Annotated in this window: 18 protein-coding genes; 16 read left to right on the top strand and 2 right to left on the bottom strand. The window is 68.3% G+C overall.

The window, feature by feature from the left end; all coding sequences use genetic code 11:
* Positions 1-12: 12 nt before the first annotated feature.
* The 15 genes from ACSFA8_RS10990 to ACSFA8_RS10920 all read left to right on the top strand — a co-directional run bounded on the left by ACSFA8_RS10990 (position 13) and on the right by ACSFA8_RS10920 (position 14,951).
* On the top strand, positions 13-603 hold the full coding sequence (locus tag ACSFA8_RS10990; RefSeq protein WP_435479541.1) for a DUF3305 domain-containing protein: 591 nt from the start codon (positions 13-15) through the stop codon (positions 601-603).
* Positions 596-1,207 (top strand): DUF3306 domain-containing protein, encoded by a 612-nt coding sequence (locus tag ACSFA8_RS10985; protein ID WP_435479540.1) that lies wholly within the window; start codon positions 596-598, stop codon positions 1,205-1,207. The genes ACSFA8_RS10990 and ACSFA8_RS10985 overlap by 8 nt, the downstream gene beginning before the upstream one ends.
* Positions 1,167-3,263, top strand: coding sequence for a 4Fe-4S binding protein (locus tag ACSFA8_RS10980; protein ID WP_435479762.1), 2,097 nt, complete (start codon positions 1,167-1,169; stop codon positions 3,261-3,263). The genes ACSFA8_RS10985 and ACSFA8_RS10980 overlap by 41 nt, the downstream gene beginning before the upstream one ends.
* Positions 3,260-3,886, top strand: coding sequence for a TorD/DmsD family molecular chaperone (locus ACSFA8_RS10975; protein ID WP_435479539.1), 627 nt, complete (start codon positions 3,260-3,262; stop codon positions 3,884-3,886). The genes ACSFA8_RS10980 and ACSFA8_RS10975 overlap by 4 nt, the downstream gene beginning before the upstream one ends.
* A gap of 109 nt (positions 3,887-3,995) precedes the next feature.
* Positions 3,996-4,223 carry a formate dehydrogenase gene (locus tag ACSFA8_RS10970; protein WP_435479538.1) on the top strand — a complete coding sequence of 76 codons (228 nt, stop codon included), beginning with the start codon at positions 3,996-3,998 and terminating at the stop codon, positions 4,221-4,223.
* A 15-nt stretch (positions 4,224-4,238) separates the two neighbouring features.
* Entirely contained in the window at positions 4,239-7,214 is a 2,976-nt protein-coding gene (locus tag ACSFA8_RS10965) for a formate dehydrogenase subunit alpha (protein ID WP_435479537.1), read from the top strand.
* A 3-nt stretch (positions 7,215-7,217) separates the two neighbouring features.
* Complete coding sequence (gene fdh3B / locus ACSFA8_RS10960) at positions 7,218-7,841, top strand: formate dehydrogenase FDH3 subunit beta (RefSeq protein ID WP_435479536.1); 624 nt, start codon at positions 7,218-7,220, stop codon at positions 7,839-7,841.
* Entirely contained in the window at positions 7,838-8,086 is a 249-nt protein-coding gene (locus ACSFA8_RS10955) for a hypothetical protein (protein WP_435479535.1), read from the top strand. The genes fdh3B and ACSFA8_RS10955 overlap by 4 nt, the downstream gene beginning before the upstream one ends.
* 16 nt (positions 8,087-8,102) lie before the next feature.
* Positions 8,103-9,260, top strand: coding sequence for a formate dehydrogenase subunit gamma (locus ACSFA8_RS10950; RefSeq protein WP_435479534.1), 1,158 nt, complete (start codon positions 8,103-8,105; stop codon positions 9,258-9,260).
* Positions 9,257-9,652 carry a hypothetical protein gene (locus ACSFA8_RS10945; protein ID WP_435479533.1) on the top strand — a complete coding sequence of 132 codons (396 nt, stop codon included), beginning with the start codon at positions 9,257-9,259 and terminating at the stop codon, positions 9,650-9,652. The genes ACSFA8_RS10950 and ACSFA8_RS10945 overlap by 4 nt, the downstream gene beginning before the upstream one ends.
* Entirely contained in the window at positions 9,649-10,500 is an 852-nt protein-coding gene (locus tag ACSFA8_RS10940; RefSeq protein WP_435479532.1) for a formate dehydrogenase accessory sulfurtransferase FdhD, read from the top strand. Before ACSFA8_RS10945 ends, ACSFA8_RS10940 begins: the two co-directional genes overlap by 4 nt.
* Positions 10,501-10,548: 48 nt before the next feature.
* Complete coding sequence (locus ACSFA8_RS10935) at positions 10,549-13,065, top strand: ABC transporter permease (RefSeq protein WP_435479531.1); 2,517 nt, start codon at positions 10,549-10,551, stop codon at positions 13,063-13,065.
* A gap of 7 nt (positions 13,066-13,072) precedes the next feature.
* Positions 13,073-13,270, top strand: coding sequence for a hypothetical protein (locus ACSFA8_RS10930; protein ID WP_435479530.1), 198 nt, complete (start codon positions 13,073-13,075; stop codon positions 13,268-13,270).
* A gap of 4 nt (positions 13,271-13,274) precedes the next feature.
* Positions 13,275-13,694 carry a group II truncated hemoglobin gene (locus ACSFA8_RS10925; RefSeq protein ID WP_435479529.1) on the top strand — a complete coding sequence of 140 codons (420 nt, stop codon included), beginning with the start codon at positions 13,275-13,277 and terminating at the stop codon, positions 13,692-13,694.
* Between the two features lie 27 nt (positions 13,695-13,721).
* Complete coding sequence (locus ACSFA8_RS10920) at positions 13,722-14,951, top strand: NAD(P)/FAD-dependent oxidoreductase (RefSeq protein ID WP_435479528.1); 1,230 nt, start codon at positions 13,722-13,724, stop codon at positions 14,949-14,951.
* Between the two features lie 479 nt (positions 14,952-15,430).
* Here the strand turns inward: ACSFA8_RS10920 and ACSFA8_RS10915 are convergent, their stop codons facing one another.
* Positions 15,431-16,087 (bottom strand): Smr/MutS family protein, encoded by a 657-nt coding sequence (locus ACSFA8_RS10915; RefSeq protein ID WP_435479527.1) that lies wholly within the window; start codon positions 16,085-16,087, stop codon positions 15,431-15,433.
* Between the two features lie 34 nt (positions 16,088-16,121).
* Positions 16,122-16,799 carry a RadC family protein gene (radC, locus tag ACSFA8_RS10910; RefSeq protein ID WP_435479526.1) on the bottom strand — a complete coding sequence of 226 codons (678 nt, stop codon included), beginning with the start codon at positions 16,797-16,799 and terminating at the stop codon, positions 16,122-16,124.
* A 66-nt stretch (positions 16,800-16,865) separates the two neighbouring features.
* On the opposite strand from radC, the gene ACSFA8_RS10905 reads away from it, so the two are divergent.
* Positions 16,866-17,318: an FKBP-type peptidyl-prolyl cis-trans isomerase gene (locus ACSFA8_RS10905; protein WP_435479525.1), complete on the top strand. Its 453-nt coding sequence runs from the start codon at positions 16,866-16,868 to the stop codon at positions 17,316-17,318.
* Positions 17,319-17,323 lie beyond the last annotated feature (5 nt).

Below are 17,323 nucleotides of genomic sequence, written 5' to 3'. Positions count from 1 at the left end.
ATCGTGCGCCGTATGTCCAGCACCGACTCCGCTTCGTCCACCGACACCGCCCGCCCCACGCTCGACGTGGCCGTGGTGCTGCGGCGCGAGCGCATCCATGGGCCGGCGAGCCGTTGGCAGCCCTGGCGCTGGGTGCTCGACAGCGTGGTGCGCGACGAGCCAGGCTTCGGCCGCGAGCCGCGCCTGCTGACGCAGGACGACCAGGCTCAGCGCTGGCTGCATCCGGGCTTCCAGGTGCAGCTGTTCCGCGACGATCTCGAGGGCTACTACCTCAACGCGACCACTGAGGCCCCTTGCTGGTTCGTGCTGTGGCGCATGGACGAGCAGCCGACGCTGGCCGAGTGGCCGATCGCGCGGCCGGTGGCGGTGAGCCTGAGCTACCACGACGCGGGTCGATGGCTCGACGCACAGGAGTATGTGGATCAGGTGCCGGCGCCGGCCGATGTCATCGGCTGGCTCAGCAGCTTCATCGATGCGCACTATGTGGTCGAGCCCAAGCGGCGGCGCCGCCCCGAAAGCTTCCGGCCGCTGGTGGACCGCTTCGGCAATGCCGCCACCGTGTCGACCGAAAAGAAGCAGGGCAGGGGTGCCGGCGATGTCTGATGAAGGCTTTCTCGGGCGCTGGTCGCGGCGCAAGCTGGAGGTGCAGGAGCAGGAGAAAAAGGACTTGCTCCCTCCCCCGGCGGAGGAGAGCGGAGGTGGGGGCATGGCCGCTCTTGCGCCGGTCGCGAGCCCCCATCCCGGCCTTCCCCCGGAAGGGGAAGGAGAAACGCCGCCGCCGCTCACGCTGGCCGATACCGCGTCGCTCACCATCGACTCGGACTTCAAGCCCTTCCTCGCCAGGGCCGTTGCCCCTGAGGTCAAGAACGCGGCGCTCAAGAAACTCTTTGCCGACCCGCACTTCAATGTGATGGACCGGCTCGACATCTACATCGACGACTATTCCAACCCCGCGCCGCTCCCGGAGAGCACGCTGCGCCAGATGGCGAGCGCGAAGTTTCTGAACCTGTTCCAGGAAGAAGAGCCCGAAGCCGTGCCCGCCGTGGCACAGTCCGACCCTGCCGAGAGCCCTCCCAGCCCGCCGGTTGCCGTTGCCGATGCAACGCAACCCGCCAGCCAACAACACGATGCCCACCAAGACGCTGATCTGCGACTGCAACCAGACGATGCCGCTCGAGCCGAAGACGCTCGGCGCGGCGCTGGCTGAGCCCCAACCACTCACGCTCCATTCGAGCCTGTGCCGCCGTGAGGCGCCGGCGTTCCAGCGCGCCCTCGGCAGCGGCGACGACATCGTCGTGGCCTGCACGCAGGAGAAGCGCCTCTTCACCGAACTCGCCGAACAAACGCCCGGCGCGGCCGAAGCGGGATCGGTGATCCGCTTCGTCAACATCCGCGAGACCGGCGGCTGGAGTCGGGACGCCAGGAGCGCGATGCCGAAGATCGCGGCACTGCTCGCGGCCGCGCACCTGCCGGATCCGGAGCCGGTGGCAACCGTGGGCTATGCAAGCCAGGGCCGGCTGCTGATCGTCGGCCCGCTCGACGAAGCAGAGCGCGCCGCGGCACTGGTGGGCGAGTCGCTCGACATCACGATCTTTTCGCAGGGGCCGGGCACAGTCGGCGGCATGCAGGAGCGGCGCTACCCGGTGATTGCGGGGCGCATCGCATCGGTCGCCGGCTGGCTCGGCGCGTTCAAGCTCGGCTGGACACGCGACAACGCGATCGACCTTGACCTCTGCACGCGCTGCAACGCCTGCGTCGTGGCCTGCCCCGAACAGGCGATCGGGCTCGACTACCAGATCGACAACAGCAAATGCACCTCGCACCGCGATTGCGAGCGTGCCTGCCGCGTGGCCGGCGCCATCGACTTTGCGCGCCCGCCCGAAACCCTCGACGCCGCGTTCGACCTGGTGCTCGACCTCGGTGCCGCGCCGCTGATCGACTGGCATGCGCCGCCGCAGGGCTACTTCCATCTGGCCGGCGGCCTTGCCAGCGCCGAGGGCCTGCAGACGCTGCTGCGCCTGCGCGAGCTGGTTGGCGAGTTCGAGAAGCCGAAGTTCTTCGACTACAGGCAGAAGCTCTGCGCCCACAGCCGCAACGAGGTGGTCGGCTGCAATGCCTGCATCGAGGTCTGTTCGGCGCACGCGATCAGCAGCGACACGGCGCGGCAACGCATCGTCGTCAACCCCAATCTCTGCGTCGGCTGCGGCGCCTGCAGCACGGTGTGCCCGACGGGCGCGCTCGGCTACACCTACCCGCGCACACCCGACCAGGGCCGCAAGATGCGCACGCTGCTGTCGACCTACGCGAAGGCCGGCGGGCGCGATGCGACGCTGCTGCTGCACAGCGAGGAGCGCGGCCAGGCGCTGATCGGCGAACTCGGCCGCGCTGCGCAACTCGGCCGCGCGCGCGGCGTGCCGGCGAACGTGATGCCGCTGGCGCTGATGCACGTTGCCAGCGTCGGCATCGACCTGTGGCTCAGCGCCATCGCCTTCGGCACATCGCAGATCGCGGTGCTGACCACCGGTGACGAGGCGCCGCAGTACGTCGCGGCGCTGCAGCAGCAAATGGCGATGGCCCAGACCCTGCTGCGCGGGCTCGGCTACGCAGGCACTCACTTCCATCTGGTCGAGGCCACCACGCCGGCTGCGCTCGATGCCGCGCTGGCCGGCCTGGGCGCCACGCGCCAACAACTGCCAGCGCAGGTGGCGCGCTTTGCGGTGGGCGCCGAGAAGCGCAGCACGCTCGAGCTCGTGCTCGACCATCTGATCGATGAAGCGCCCGCGCTCAAGGCGGCACCCACCGTGCAGGCGCTCGCCATCGCGCTGCCCGCCGGTGCGCCGTTCGGCGCCATCACGGTCGACAAGGACACTTGCACGCTCTGCCTGGCCTGCGTCAGCGCCTGCCCGGCAAGCGCGCTGCTCGACAACGCGAACGCGCCGCAACTGCGCTTCATCGAGAAGAACTGCGTGCAGTGCGGCCTGTGCGAAAGCACCTGCCCCGAAGATTCGATCGCGCTGGTACCGCGCCTGCTGGCCGGGCCCGAGCGCAAGCAGCAGGTGGTGCTCAACGAGGCCAAGCCCTGGGCTTGCGTGCGCTGCAGCAAGCCGTTCGGCACGCAGAAGGCGATCGAGGCGATGCTGGGCCGGCTCGCCGGCCATGCAATGTTCCAGGGGGAGGCGCTGGAGCGACTCAAGATGTGCAGCGACTGCCGTGTCATCGACCTGTTCAGCGCGCAGAACGAAACCAGGATCACCGACCCATGAACGAATCTCCGCAACTGTCTTCCGCCCTCGACGAGGAGATCGCGCGTGCCGAGGTCTACGGTCTGCTGGCGCGCCTGTGGTTCGGGCCGCCCGACGCGGAACTGCTCGGCGCGCTCGGCGTCGCGGTCACCGAAGCACCGGCCGCCGGCAGCTTTCTCGAAGAGCCCTGGCGTGCGCTGGTCGGCGCGGCGCGCGGCACCGACGCGGCTGGCGCGCGCGTCGAATACGACGCGTTGTTCGGCGGCATGGGCAAGCCCGAGGTGCTGCTCTACGGCTCGCACTACCTGAGCGGTTTCCTCAACGACAAGCCGCTCGCGCAGTTGCGAACCGACGTGGCGCGGCTGGGCCTGGTGCGCGACGAAACCCTCGGCGAAACCGAAGATCACATCGCCTGCCTGTGCGAAGTGATGCGCTACCTGATCGCGGGCGACGACGTGGCCGTGGCCAACCTGAAGGAGCAGCAGGCCTTCTTCGCGCGCCATGTGCAGCCGTGGGTGCCCGCGATGTGCGATGCAGTGCTGCAGCATCCGAAAGCGCGGCTCTATGCGGCACTGGCCGGCTTCACCCACGCGTTCGTCGGGGTCGAAACCCAGGGCTTCGACATGCTCGATGGATCGTTCTAAAAAATAATGACTTGACGGTAGGTTTTGGACTCAGGGTCTGGGCTAGTATCCAAACGTACGTAAATCAGTTCATATCGGGTTTGCAAGCCCAGCCACTCCTGGAGTCGATATGCAGGACAGCCATTCCACCGGCGCCATGCCGGCCTCACGCCGCCGTTTCTTTGCAGGTGCTGCCGCCGTCGGCGCGGCTGCTGCCGCCGTCGCGGTGTTGCCTCGAGGGGTCGATGCGCCCGCCGAAGTGCAGGCCGCACCGGTGCTACCCCCAGCCCCCGCCAACGGCGGCGGCTACTCGCTGAGCGAGCACGTCAAGCGCTACTACCAGACCGCTTCGGCCTGACGAGGACAAGACCCCATGTTGCTGACTCCCAAGAAGTCCGGCGCCCAGGCCGCTGCGCGCTCCTCTTCCTCGCCGTTCGTCCACAGCCTGCGTCGTGGCCTTGCCAACGCATTGCCGACCATGGATCGGCGCGCCTTCCTGCGGCGCTCCGGCCTGGGCGTGGGCGTCGGCCTTGCGGCCGGCCAGCTCACGCTGATGCGCAAGGCGGGCGCCGCCGAAGGCAAGGTGTCGAACATCGGCGCCGGCAAGGTCGAGGTCAAGCGTACCGTCTGCTCGCACTGCTCGGTCGGCTGCGCTACCGATGCTGTGGTCGAGAACGGCGTCTGGGTTCGGCAGGAACCGGTGTTCGATTCGCCCATCAACCTGGGCGCGCATTGCGCCAAGGGCGCCGCACTGCGCGAGCACGGCCATGGCGAGTACCGGTTGCGCTATCCGATGAAGCTGGTCAACGGCAAGTACCAGCGCATCAGCTGGGACACGGCACTCGACGAGATCACTGCCAGGCTGAAGGAACTGCGCCAGGCCAGCGGGCCTGATTCGGTCTACTGGATCGGCTCGTCCAAGCACAGCAACGAGCAGTCTTACCTGATGCGCAAGTTCGTCAGCTTCTTCGGCAGCAACAACTGCGACCACCAGGCGCGCATTTGCCACTCGACCACTGTTGCAGGGGTGGCGAACACATGGGGCTACGGCGCCATGACCAATTCGTACAACGACATGCGTGGCGCCAAGGTCGCGATGTACATCGGCTCGAACGCGGCCGAGGCGCATCCGGTCAGCATGCTGCACATGCTGCATGCCAAGGAGCATGGCTGCAAGATGATCGTGGTGGATCCGCGCTTCACCCGCACCGCAGCCAAGGCCGACGAATACGTGCGCATCCGCTCGGGCTCCGACATCGCCTTCCTGTTCGGCATCCTGCACCACATCTTCAAGAACGGCTGGGAAGACAAGCAGTACATCAACGACCGCGTCTTCGGCATGGACAAGGTGCGCGAAGAGGTGCTGGCCAAATGGACGCCCGACAAGGTCGAGGAGGCCTGCGGCGTGAAAGAGGCGCAGGTGCTCAAGGTCGCGACCTGGCTCAATGAAAACCGCCCGGGCACCATCGTCTGGTGCATGGGCCAGACGCAGCACACCATCGGCAATGCGATCGTGCGCGCCTCGTGCATCCTGCAATTGGCGCTCGGCAATGTCGGCAAAAGCGGCGGCGGCACCAACATCTTCCGCGGCCACGACAACGTGCAGGGCGCCACCGACGTGGGCCCGAATCCCGATTCGCTGCCCGGCTACTACGGCCTGGTCGAAGGTTCGTGGAAGCACTTCGCCGCCACCTGGGGCGTCGATTTCGAATGGATCAAGGGCCGCTACGCGTCGCCCGCGATGATGAGCAAACCCGGCATCACGGTGTCGCGCTGGATCGACGGCGTGCTCGAGAAGAACGAGTTGATCGACCAGGACTCGAACCTGCGCGGAGTCGTCTACTGGGGCCACGCGCCGAACTCGCAGACCCGCGGGCTCGAGATGAAGAGGGCGATGGACAAGCTCGACCTGCTGGTTGTGGTCGATCCGTACCCTTCGGCCACGGCCGCGATGGCCGCGATGCCGGGCAAGGACGGCGATCTCAATCCGAATCGCGCCGTCTACCTGCTGCCCGCGTGCACGCAGTTCGAGACCAGCGGCTCTGTCACCGCGTCCAACCGTTCCCTGCAATGGCGCGAGAAGGTCATCGAGCCGCTTTGGGAAAGCCGCAGTGACCACATGATCATGCAGCAGTTTGCCGACCGCCTGGGCTTTGGCAAGGAGCTCAGCAAGAACTACAAGATGCAGAAGGTAAAAGGCATGGACGAGCCCGTGCCCGAAGACATCCTGCGCGAAATCAACAAGACCTGCTGGACCATCGGCTACACCGGCCAGAGTCCCGAGCGGCTGCAGGCGCACATGCGCAACATGGGCGCATTCGACGTGCGCACGCTCAAGGCCAAGGGCCCGCTCAAGGACAAGGTCAACGGCTATGACATCGGTGGCGACTACTTTGGCTTGCCCTGGCCCTGCTACGGGACGCCCGAACTCAAGCACCCGGGCTCGCCCAACCTGTACGACACCAGCAAGCACGTGATGGAAGGCGGCGGCAACTTCCGAGCTAACTTCGGCGTGGAGCGCGACGGCAAGAACCTGCTGGCCGAGGACGGCTCGCATTCGCTGGGCGCCGACATCACCACCGGCTACCCCGAGCTCGACCACGTGCTGCTCAAGAAGCTGGGCTGGTGGGACGAACTCACCGAGGCCGAGAAGCCCAAGGCTGAAGGCAAGAACTGGAAGACCGACAGTTCGGGCGGCATGATCCGCGTGTTCATGAAGAACCACGGTTGCCACCCGTTCGGCAATGCCAAGGCACGGGCGCTGGTCTGGAACTTTCCGGATCCGATTCCGCAGCACCGTGAGCCGCTCTACGGCAACCGGCCCGACCTGATGGCCAAGTACCCGACGCACAACGACATGGCGACCTTCTGGCGCTTGCCGACCCTCTACAAGAGCGTGCAGCAGAAAAACATCGCCGACAAGGTGGCCGAGAAGTTCCCGTATGTCATGACCTCGGGCCGGCTGGTCGAGTACGAGGGCGGCGGCGAGGAAACGCGCTCCAACCCCTGGCTGGCCGAGTTGCAGCAGGAGATGTTCATCGAGATCAACCCGAAGGTTGCGGCAGAGAAGGGCATCCGCAACGGCGAGCGCGCCTGGGTGCACACGCCGACCGGTGCCAGGCTCAACGTGCAGGCGATGGTGACCGAGCGCGTGGGCCCCGACACCGTGTTCATGCCGTTCCACTTCTCGGGCCGCTGGCAGGGCGTGGACATGCTGCCGCACTACCCGAAGGGCGCGGCGCCGATCGTGCGCGGCGAGGCCATCAACACCGGCACCACCTATGGCTACGACAGCGTGACCATGATGCAGGAAACCAAGACCACGGTCTGCAACGTAGAAAAGGCATAAACCATGGCCCGCATGAAGTTCGTCTGTGATTCCGAGCGTTGCATCGAATGCAATGGCTGCGTCACGGCTTGCAAGAACGAAAACGAAGTGCCGTGGGGCGTGAACCGCCGCCGCGTGGTTACGCTCAATGACGGCGTGCCTGGCGAGAAGTCGATCTCGGTTGCCTGCATGCACTGCTCCGACGCGCCCTGCATGGCGGTGTGCCCGGTGCAGTGCTTCTACCGCACCGAAGAGGGCGTGGTGCTGCACGACAAGGACGTCTGCATCGGCTGCGGCTACTGCTCCTATGCCTGCCCGTTCGGCGCGCCGCAGTTTCCGGCGCAAGGCACCTTCGGGGTGCGCGGCAAGATGGACAAGTGCACCTTCTGCGCCGGCGGCCCCGAAGCCAATGGCTCGGAAGCCGAGTTCGAGAAATACGGCCGCAACCGGCTGGCTGAAGGGAAGCTTCCGGCCTGCGCCGAGATGTGCTCCACCAAGGCGTTGCTCGCCGGCGACGGCGACGTGGTGGCCGACATTTTCCGCACCCGCGTGGTTCAGCGCGGCAAGGGCGCCGAAGTGTGGGGCTGGGGCACGGCCTACGGCTCGCAGCAGGCCGGCAAGCCGCCAGCCGAGGGAGCCAAGCGATGAGCCGCCCCGTCGGGCTGCTTGCGGCCGTTGCGTTGGCAGGCCTGGCCGCCTGCAGCGAGAAGCCGCAGACCAATGCCGAAGGCGTGAAGCACGACGCCGCGCCCTGGGCGGGCACCGGTACACAGGCCGATGCCGGCACAACGTTCACCGCATCGGGCTGGAAGGTCGGCGACAAGACGGCCTGGGAGCAGCAACTCAAGAGCCGCACCCAGAACGGCCAGAACGAATACAACAAAGAGAACTGAGCCGGAGGCCAATCGCATGTCCAGAGTGCTCACAGCCGTTGTTTTGACCGCCATGCTCGGCCTCGGCCCGGCGATGGCGCAGACCCCGCCTGCGGCGCCCGCGCCGGGCGGCATCCAGAGCCAGAACATCTTCGAGGTCAAGCCCGAGGCCAGCGCCGACCCCAACTACCTGAACCAGAGCAACGGCGAGCGCAACAGGGTGCAGCCCGGCAACAACGCGCCGATGTGGCGCCAGGTGAGCGGCGGCGCCACGGGCTACAGCAGCCTGCCGGTGGCCGAGGCGCCCGAGGCCGGCAATCTCATCCAGCGCTTCGTGCAATACCCCGGCTCGCGCTTCACCAACGCCGGCGAAGCCTGGCGCCAGGTGCGCAACGACTGGATCATTCCGTACGGCGCGGCGCTGCTGTTCGTCACGCTGCTGGCGCTGGCCATCTTCTATTTCGCGCGCGGCTCGATCAAGCTGCATGGTGTCGAAACCGGCCGCAAGATCGAGCGTTTCACGCCGTTCGAGCGCGCCACGCACTGGTCGAACGCGATCGCCTTCGTCACTCTCGCGATCAGCGGGATCGTGATGGCTTTCGGCAAGTTCTTCATGCTGCCTGTCATGGGCGGCGCGCTGTTTGGCTGGCTCGCCTACGCGCTCAAGAACATCCACAACTTCGTGGGGCCGCTGTTTGTGGTGACGACGATTTTCATGATCGTCACCTTCATCCGCAGCAACTGGCCCAGCGCAGCCGACCTGAAATGGCTGGCGCGCGCGGGTGGCCTGTTCGGCGGCAAGGAAGTGCCTTCGCATCGCTTCAACGCCGGCGAAAAGGTGGTGTTCTGGGGCGGCGTGTTGTTTCTCGGCAGCATCGTGATCGGCTCGGGCCTGTTCCTGGACAAGCTCATTCCAGGCGTCGTCTACCTGCGCGGCGACATGCAGATCGCCCACATGATCCACGGCGTGGCGACGCTGTTCATGATGGCGCTGATCATGGGCCACATCTACATCGGCACGCTGGGCATGCAGGGCGCGTACAAGGCCATGCGCGAGGGCCATGTCGACGAGACCTGGGCGCGCGAACACCACGAACTCTGGTACGACGACATCGTCGCCGGCAAGATCCCGGCGCAGCGCTCCGGCATGCCCCCTGCGGTGCGCCCGCTGCCGGCGGAAGGACACACGACATGAAGAAGCTGCTGACCCTGTGCGCATTGGCCGCACTCGCCTCGACCACGCTGGCCAAGCTGCCGGCCCCGAGCCCCGAAGCCAAGGCCAAGGCGGCCGAGACCGCGGCGCGCGCCGCCTGGGCGGGCAAATCCGACGGCTACAAGCTCTGCGTCGCGCAAGACCAGGTCGCGGCCAAGTACCGTGCCAGCGCCGCGGCGGCCGGCAAGCCGGTGCCCACCGCCACCGCCACCGCCACGCCGGCCTGCACCGACCCGGGCCCGTTCGTCTACGCGGCGGCCGAGCCGGCCAAGCCGATCGAAGCCTCTGGCGCACATTCGCCGGCGACCACGGCCGCGTCGCCGCCGAGCGGCGCACAGCCAGCGGCGGTGACCAACCCCACACCCAAGCAGTGACGCTGCCGCGCCTGACGGCGGCCCGCGCCGCGCTCACGCGCGAGATCGAAGTCATCGACGAGCACGGGGCGCACAGCACAGTCTCGATTCCGGCGGAGCGCGATCTCACCGTGTATGTGGATCGGCGCGAGCTGGTCACGCTGATGACGTTGGGCGCTCAGCCCGAGCTGCTGGTACTCGGCTATCTGCTGAATCAGCGCCTCATCGAATCGGCCGCCGATGTCGAGTCGATCACGGTCGACTGGGAGGTCGGCGCCGCAGCCGTCAAGACCCATGCCGGTATCGACCGCATCGAGGAACGCACGGCGAAGAAGGTGGTGACCACCGGCTGCGGCCAGGGCAGCGTGTTCGGCGACCTCATGGCCGGCATCGACGAATTGAAACTGCCCGGCACGCGCTTCAGCCAGGCGCAGCTCTACGCACTGGTCAATGCGATTCGGCTCCAGGAGAGCACCTACAAGTCGGCCGGATCGGTGCATGGCTGCGCGCTGTTCACGCTCGAGCCCGACGAAGGCGTGCGCATGCAGTGCTTCGTGGAGGACGTGGGCCGCCACAACGCGATCGACACCATCGCGGGATGGATCGCGATGCAGCCGGCCGCGTCTTTCGCCGGCGGCCGCGTGTTCTACACCACCGGCCGGCTCACCAGCGAGATGGTCATCAAGTCGGCGCAGATGGGGGTGCCGATCGTGGTCTCGCGCAGCGGCATCACGCAGATGGGGCACGAAGTGGCGCAGCGGGTTGGCCTGTGCGCGATCGGACGCGCCACCAACCGGCATTTCGTCTGCTACGCCGGGGCCGAACGGATCGTGTTCCAGCCGGAACTTGCGGTGCCGGCGCGCGCCTAACAAGTCCTTGTCCGCCGCCGGCGCGCCCGCGTCGGCTATCTTCGAGCCATGAACGCTTCCCTCCGCCTTGGCTGGCGCACGCTCTGGCGCGATCTGCGTGCGGGCGAGTTGCGCCTCCTGATCGTCGCCGTCCTGCTGGCCGTGGCCGCGCTCACCGCCGTCGGCTTCTTCGCCGACCGGCTCAAGGGCGGGCTGCAGCGCGACGCGCGCCAGCTGCTCGGCGGCGACGCGGTGCTGGCCAGCGACAACCCCACGCCGCCGGCTTTTGTCGAGCGGGCGCGTGCATTGGGGCTGCAGGCCACCACCAACTACGGCTTTCCGACCATGGCGCGGGCCGACGACGCGCAGGGCGGCGCGACCAAGCTGGTCGCACTGAAGGCCGTCACCACGGGCTATCCGCTGCGCGGCAGCGTGCAGACCACCACCGCGCCCGACGCGCCCGGCCAGGCCACGCGCGACCTGCCGGCGCCGGGCGATGTCTGGGTCGACGCCTCGCTGCTCGAATCGCTGGCGCTCAAGATCGGCGACAAGCTGCTGCTCGGCGACACCGGCCTGCGCATCGCCCGCATCATCACGCTCGAACCCGATCGCGGCGCCGGTTTCATGAGCTTTGCGCCGCGCGTGATGCTGAACCAGGCCGACGTGGCGCGCACCGGCCTCGTGCAGCCGGCCAGCCGCGTGAGCTACCGTTTCGCGGTGGCGGGTTCGGCGGGCGCGGTCAAGCAGTTCGGCGATGCGGTCGAGGCCGGCATCAAGAAGGGTGAGCTGCGCGGCGCGCGGCTCGAATCCTTCGAGAGCGGCCGGCCGGAAATGCGCCAGACGCTCGACAGGGCCGAGAAATTCCTGAACCTCGTGGCGCTGCTCGCAGCCTTGCTCAGCGCCGTGGCGGTCGCCCTGGCCGCCCGCGGATTCGCAGCGAGCCACCTCGACGATTGCGCGATGCTGCGCGTGCTGGGCCAGAGCCAGCGCACCATCGCGGGCGCGTATGCCTTCGAGTTTGCGATCGTCGGCCTCGTGGCCAGCGGGCTCGGCGTGGCGGTGGGCTTCGGCGTGCATTACGCGTTCGTCGTGCTGCTGGCGGGGCTGGTCGAATCGGCGCTGCCTGCGCCCACGCTGTGGCCGGTCGCGTTCGGTCTCGGCATGGGGCTGACGCTGCTGTTCGCCTTCGGCCTGCCGCCGGTGCTGCAGCTGGCCAGGGTGCCGCCGCTGCGCGTGATCCGGCGCGATGTCGGCGGCCTCAAGCCGGCCTCGGTGGCGGTGCTTGGCATCGGCGTGTTGGGCTTCGCGGCCTTGCTGGTCGCGGCCAGCAGCGACCTCAAACTCGGCCTGATTGCGGTCGGCGGCTTCGGCGCGGCGGTGGCGGTGTTCGCGCTGCTGAGCTGGCTGGCCGTGAAGGTGCTGCGCCGCAGCGTCAACGAGAGCACCGCACCGCGCTGGCTGGTGCTGGCCACGCGCCAGATCTCGGCGCGGCCGGCCTATGCGGTGGTCCAGGTGAGCGCGCTGGCGGTCGGCCTGCTGGCGCTGATCCTGCTGGTGCTGCTGCGCACCGACCTGGTGGCGAGCTGGCGCCGCGCGACGCCGCCCGACGCGCCGAACCGCTTCGTCATCAACGTGATGCCGGATCAGAGCGACGCGTTCCAGAAATCGCTGCGCGACGGGGGCGTCAGCAAGTTCGACTGGTACCCGATGATCCGCGGCCGGCTCATCTCGATCAACGACAAGCCGGTGTCGCCCGACGATTACGCCGACGACCGCGCCAAGCGGCTGGTCGACCGCGAGTTCAACCTGAGCAACAGCGCCGCGGCACCGCCGCACAACATCGTGACGGCCGGCGCCTGGAAGCCCGATGCGCCGGGCGAGATCAGCGTGGAGGAAGGCCTGGCCGAAACGCTGGGCCTGAAGCTCGGCGACAGCCTGCGCTTCGACATTGGCGGCATTCTGAGCGACGCGCGCATCACCTCACTGCGCAAGGTCGACTGGGGCTCGATGCATGCCAACTTCTTCGTGATGTACACGGTCGCCAACCTGGTCGACGTGCCGGCCACCTACATGGGCGCGTTCCGCGCGCCCGAGACCAAAGGCTTCGACAACGCCCTCGTGCGGGCCTATCCGAACGTCACCAATGTCGACATGAGCGCCACCATCGGGCAGGTGCAGCGTGTGCTGGATCAGGTGATCCGTGCGGTCGAGTTCCTGTTCGGCTTCACGCTGGCGGCGGGGCTGCTGGTGCTGTTCGCCACCGTCACCGCCACGCGCGAGGAACGCGCGCGCGAGTTCGCGGTGATGCGCGCGGTCGGCGCGCGTGCCAGCCTGCTGCGACAGGTGCAGCGCGCCGAACTGGTCGGGGTCGGCCTGCTGGCCGGCTTTCTCGCGAGCATCGTTGCCTCGGTGATCGGCTGGGGCCTGGCGCGCTACGTGTTCGACTTCACCTGGACGGCATCGCCGCTGGTGCCGGTCGGCGGAGCGCTGACCGGTGCGGTGCTGGCGCTGGCCGCCGGCTGGTGGGGCTTGCGCGAGGTGTTGCGCCGGCCGGTGGTCGAGACGCTGCGCCGCGCCGCGGAATAGGGAGGCCGTGGCCGCGATCGAATTCGAAACTGCGCGGCTGCGCTTGCGCCAGTGGCGCGATGCCGACCGCGCGCCTTTTGCCGTGGCGCCCGACGGGCGCTTTGAGCACCCGGCCGTGCCGGTCGGCAATGCGCTGCGCGAGCACCTGCTGTACCGGCTGTCGCGGGAGCGCTGGCAGGCTCTGCCGGCACAGCAGGGACAATGACGCCATGCAGATCCAGGAAAAACCCGAGTTCGCCACGCCCTTCGAGTGGATCGGCGGCGAAGACAAAGTCCATGCGCTGGTCGAGCGCTTCTACGACCTGATGGAGCTCGATCCGGCCTACGCGCACCTGCGTGCCGTGCACGGCAATACGCTCGACAACGCGCGCCAGCGCCTGTTCTGGTTCCTGTGCGGCTGGCTCGGCGGGCCGCAGCATTACACCGACCGCTTCGGCCATCCGATGCTGCGTGCGCGCCATCTGCCGCAGAGCATCGGCGGCCACAGCATCGGCATCAGGGAACGCGACCAGTGGCTGGCCTGCATGGATCAGGCGATGGGCGAGACCGGCGTGCCCGAGGCGCTGCGCGTGCGCCTGCGCGACTCTTTCTTCCAGACCGCCGACTGGATGCGCAATCGCGGCGAATGAGCCGCAGCAACCCGAACACTCCCCACCATGAATTCGATCGTCATCATCGGCGGCGGCCACGCCGCTGCCCAACTCTGTGCCGGCCTGGCGGAAGCGGGGCAGGGCACACGCGTGCACCTGGTCTGCGAAGAGGCCTGTGAGCCCTATCACCGGCCGCCGCTGTCCAAGGCCTTTCTCAAGAATGCAGAAGAAGTGACGCAGCCGCACAAGGCGCTCGACTGGTATCGCGAGGCCGGCATCACGCTGCACCTCGGTGATGCCGCGGTATCGATCGATCGCGCCGCACACACCGTCACGCTGCGCTCGGGGGCGCTGTTGCCCTACGAGCGGCTGGTGCTGGCCACCGGCACGCGCGCACGCCGGCTGCCGGGCCTGCCCGATGGGCTCGACAACGTCGCGATGCTGCGCGCTGCCGACGAGGCGCATCGCCTGCGCGCGCGGCTCGCGTCGGCGCAGCAGGTGACGGTGCTGGGCGGCGGCTTCATCGGCCTCGAAGTCGCGGCCACCGCGCAGGCCCTCGGCAAGTCAGTGCGCGTGATCGAAGCCGCGCCGCGCCTGCTGGGCCGTGCCGTGTCGCCTGAATTGTCGGCGCACGTGCTGGCCACGCACCGCGCGGCCGGCATCGAGGTCGTGCTGGGCGCGCAGGTCGGCGGCTTCGAAGTGGCGACCGACCGGCTGGTGTCGATCGAGGTCGATGGCGTGCGGCAGCCGGTAGACCTGCTGCTGCTCGGCATCGGCGCGGTGCCCGAGACGGCGCTCGCACAGGCCACGGGGCTGGAATGCGCCGACGGCATCGTGGTCGACGCCCACATGCAGACCAGCGATCCGGGCGTGCTCGCGGTCGGTGACTGCACGCGCTTTCCGGATCGGCGCGCCGGCCGGCCGCTGCGGCTTGAGTCGGTGCAGAACGCCAACGACCAGGCGCGCACTGCGGTCGCCACGCTCACCGGCGCGCCGATGCCGCACGACGTGCTGCCCTGGTTCTGGTCGGAGCAGGGCGGCATGCGGCTGCAGATGGCCGGCCTGGTACCGGCCGAAGGCACTCCGGGCCTGACCACGGTGCGTCGCCCGGGGCCGGCTGCCAACCCGAACGCGTTCTCGCTGTTCCACTACGTCGATGGCCAGCTCGTGTGCGTGGAGTCGGTCAGCGCGCCGGTCGACCACATGATGAGCCGCAAGCTGCTGGAGGCCGGACGCAGCCCCGAGCCTTCGGCTGTGGCCGATGCAGCGGTGCCGTTGAAGAGCCTGTTGCTCTAACGCTGTCTTGCATTCGCAGAGTCCGACGTTGATCTGAGCGCTGAGGTGCTGGGACGGACTCGGTGCGCGGAGCTCCCGGGAGCAGATCAGGGTGCGAAGGTTGAGGGGCGCTTCGGTTCAGGGGCGGGCTCAGGGCGGCGGGGCACGCTGCTCCGCGAATGTCCCCCGGCCTGCGGCCTCCTCCTTTATTTCGCTGCGCAGCGTGCCCCACCGCCCTGATCCTGGACGCGGCGTGACCGCTCGCGCTGAACACCACGAGCGTGCCCGGGCCGCTGGTGGTGGGTGGCCCCTGCAGCGAAATAAAGGAGGAGGGCGAAGCCCGGGGGACATTCGCGGAAGGGGCCACCCGCCGCCAGCGGCCTACCCCGAAGCACGAAGCACGAAGCACGAAGCACGAAGCACGAAGCACGAAGCACGGTCGCGCGATGCTCCTGCCCAAGCAAGCGTTCTCTGTTTTCGGACGCGACCCGGTCCGAACCTCAGCGGCCGACGGGTGCCAGCAGCACCACGAGCGCCCCCGCGCCCCCCTCGGCCGGCTTGGCCTGCACAAAGGCCAGCACCTCGTTCTTCTGGATCAGCCAGCGCTGCGCCTTGGTTTTCAGCACCGGCTGCTTGCCGGGCGAGCCAAGGCCCTTGCCATGCACCACCCGCACGCAGCGCACGCCCTGCCGATGCGCCGTGCGGATGAAGGCCCCCAATGCCTCGCGTGCCGCGTCGCTGCGCAGGCCGTGCAGATCGACCTGGCGCTGGATCGCCCATTCGCCGGCGCGCAGCTTGCGCGTCACGTCGGTGCCGATGCCGGGACGGCGAAAGCTCATCGCGTCGTCGACATCGAGCAGCGTCGTCACGTCGAATTCGTCGCTGATCGATTCGCGCAGCACGCGCTGCTCGTCGAGCTGGTGCTGAAAAGGAATCGGCGCGGGCGGCTCGGGCGCGAGCGGCACCGCCGCCGGGCGGCGCAGCGGCTGCGTGGCGCCGATCGCGCGCGAAAAAAGATCCTGCTCGGCCAGCCGTTTCTTCTCGGTGGCCGCACGCGCCGTGGCTTGCGCCGCTTCGCGCTCGCGGGTTTCGGCCAGCGTGCGCTGCACCGATTTCAGGTCGGCAAGGCTCTTGAGGCCAGGAGGCTTGGAAGGCATGCCCACATCCTCTCACGGCGGTCGGCCGCCCGCTTCAGACCAGGCCGCGTTCCGCCATCGACAGCGTGCGGCCGGCGGCCACGATGACGTGGTCGAGCACCCGCACGTCGACCAGCGCCAGAGCGGCCTTGAGCGCCTGCGTGAGCGCCTCGTCGGCCCGCGAGGGCTCGACGCCGCCGCTCGGATGGTTGTGTGCCAGCACCACGGCGGCGGCATGGTGGTGCAGCGCGCGAACCACCACCTCCCGCGGGTACACGCTGGTCTGCGTGAGCGTGCCGCGGAACAGTTCCTCCATGGCGATCAGGCGGTGCTGTGCGTCGAGGAACAGCGCGGCAAACACCTCGTAGGGCCGCGAAGCGATGTGCAGCTGGAGGTACTGGCCGACCGCGTCCGGCGAGTCGAACACCGCGCGCTCCTTCAGCCGCTCGGCCAGCGCGCGGCGCGCCAGCTCCAGCACCGCGATCAGCTCGGCGCGCTTGGCGGTGCCGCCGAGGCCCTTGATCTTTTTCAGCTCGTCCAGCCCCGTGTGCAGCAGACCGGCGATGCCGCCGAAGGTGTCGAGCAGCTCCTGCGACATCTGCAGCACGTTCTTGCCCGCCACGCCGGTGCGCAACAGCAGCGCGAGCAATTCGGCATCGCCGAGCGCGGCGGGGCCCCGCGCGATGAGCTTTTCGCGCGGGCGCATGTCGGCCGGCAGATCCTTGAATGCCATTGCAACCGCGGGCGCTTGCCCGGCTCCCTAAAATGGGGCGAGTTTATCGGGACGCCCACTTTGTCTTTGCCTACCACCGCCGCCGTCGTTTCGGCCGGCTCCTTTCTCACGCTGCACTACCGGCTGGCCGGCCCTGCGGGCGACATCATCAACACCTTTGCCGACAAGCCGGCCACGCTGTCGCTCGGCACCGGCGAGCTTTCGCCCGCGATGGAGCAGCGCCTGATCGGCCTGGCCGAGGGCACGCGCGCCACCTTCGAGCTGCCGGCCGGCGAGGCCTTCGGGGAGCGCAATGCCGAGATGCAGCAGTGGGTTGCGAAGACATTGCTCGCGCGCATGGGCGACCCCGACGAAAAGTACGCGGTCGGCGACGTGGTGCAGTTCCCCACGCCCGACGGCACAGGCAGCTACGCCGGGGCGGTGATCGAGTCGAACGACACCGCGGTGCGTTTCGACTTCAACCATCCGCTCGCAGGCCAGCCCGTGACCTTCGAAGTGCAATTGATCGGCGTGCTGTGAGTGCG

Source organism: Variovorax nitratireducens (genome assembly GCF_051216545.1).
Classification (GTDB): domain Bacteria; phylum Pseudomonadota; class Gammaproteobacteria; order Burkholderiales; family Burkholderiaceae_C; genus Variovorax.
Note: the sequence above shows the minus strand (reverse complement) of the source record. Positions and strands in the feature narration are given on the sequence as shown.

What these genes read in the sequence shown, in the direction of transcription:
- ACSFA8_RS10990 (WP_435479541.1), top strand. Translation starts at nt 13, where the DNA reads ATGTCCAGCACCGACTCCGCTTCGTCCACCGACACCGCCCGCCCCACG.
- ACSFA8_RS10985 (WP_435479540.1), top strand. Translation starts at nt 596, where the DNA reads ATGTCTGATGAAGGCTTTCTCGGGCGCTGGTCGCGGCGCAAGCTGGAG.
- ACSFA8_RS10980 (WP_435479762.1), top strand. Translation starts at nt 1,167, where the DNA reads ATGCCGCTCGAGCCGAAGACGCTCGGCGCGGCGCTGGCTGAGCCCCAA.
- ACSFA8_RS10975 (WP_435479539.1), top strand. Translation starts at nt 3,260, where the DNA reads ATGAACGAATCTCCGCAACTGTCTTCCGCCCTCGACGAGGAGATCGCG.
- ACSFA8_RS10970 (WP_435479538.1), top strand. Translation starts at nt 3,996, where the DNA reads ATGCAGGACAGCCATTCCACCGGCGCCATGCCGGCCTCACGCCGCCGT.
- ACSFA8_RS10965 (WP_435479537.1), top strand. Translation starts at nt 4,239, where the DNA reads ATGTTGCTGACTCCCAAGAAGTCCGGCGCCCAGGCCGCTGCGCGCTCC.
- fdh3B (WP_435479536.1), top strand. Translation starts at nt 7,218, where the DNA reads ATGGCCCGCATGAAGTTCGTCTGTGATTCCGAGCGTTGCATCGAATGC.
- ACSFA8_RS10955 (WP_435479535.1), top strand. Translation starts at nt 7,838, where the DNA reads ATGAGCCGCCCCGTCGGGCTGCTTGCGGCCGTTGCGTTGGCAGGCCTG.
- ACSFA8_RS10950 (WP_435479534.1), top strand. Translation starts at nt 8,103, where the DNA reads ATGTCCAGAGTGCTCACAGCCGTTGTTTTGACCGCCATGCTCGGCCTC.
- ACSFA8_RS10945 (WP_435479533.1), top strand. Translation starts at nt 9,257, where the DNA reads ATGAAGAAGCTGCTGACCCTGTGCGCATTGGCCGCACTCGCCTCGACC.
- ACSFA8_RS10935 (WP_435479531.1), top strand. Translation starts at nt 10,549, where the DNA reads ATGAACGCTTCCCTCCGCCTTGGCTGGCGCACGCTCTGGCGCGATCTG.
- ACSFA8_RS10925 (WP_435479529.1), top strand. Translation starts at nt 13,275, where the DNA reads ATGCAGATCCAGGAAAAACCCGAGTTCGCCACGCCCTTCGAGTGGATC.
- ACSFA8_RS10920 (WP_435479528.1), top strand. Translation starts at nt 13,722, where the DNA reads ATGAATTCGATCGTCATCATCGGCGGCGGCCACGCCGCTGCCCAACTC.
- ACSFA8_RS10915 (WP_435479527.1), bottom strand. Translation starts at nt 16,087, where the DNA reads ATGCCTTCCAAGCCTCCTGGCCTCAAGAGCCTTGCCGACCTGAAATCG.
- radC (WP_435479526.1), bottom strand. Translation starts at nt 16,799, where the DNA reads ATGGCATTCAAGGATCTGCCGGCCGACATGCGCCCGCGCGAAAAGCTC.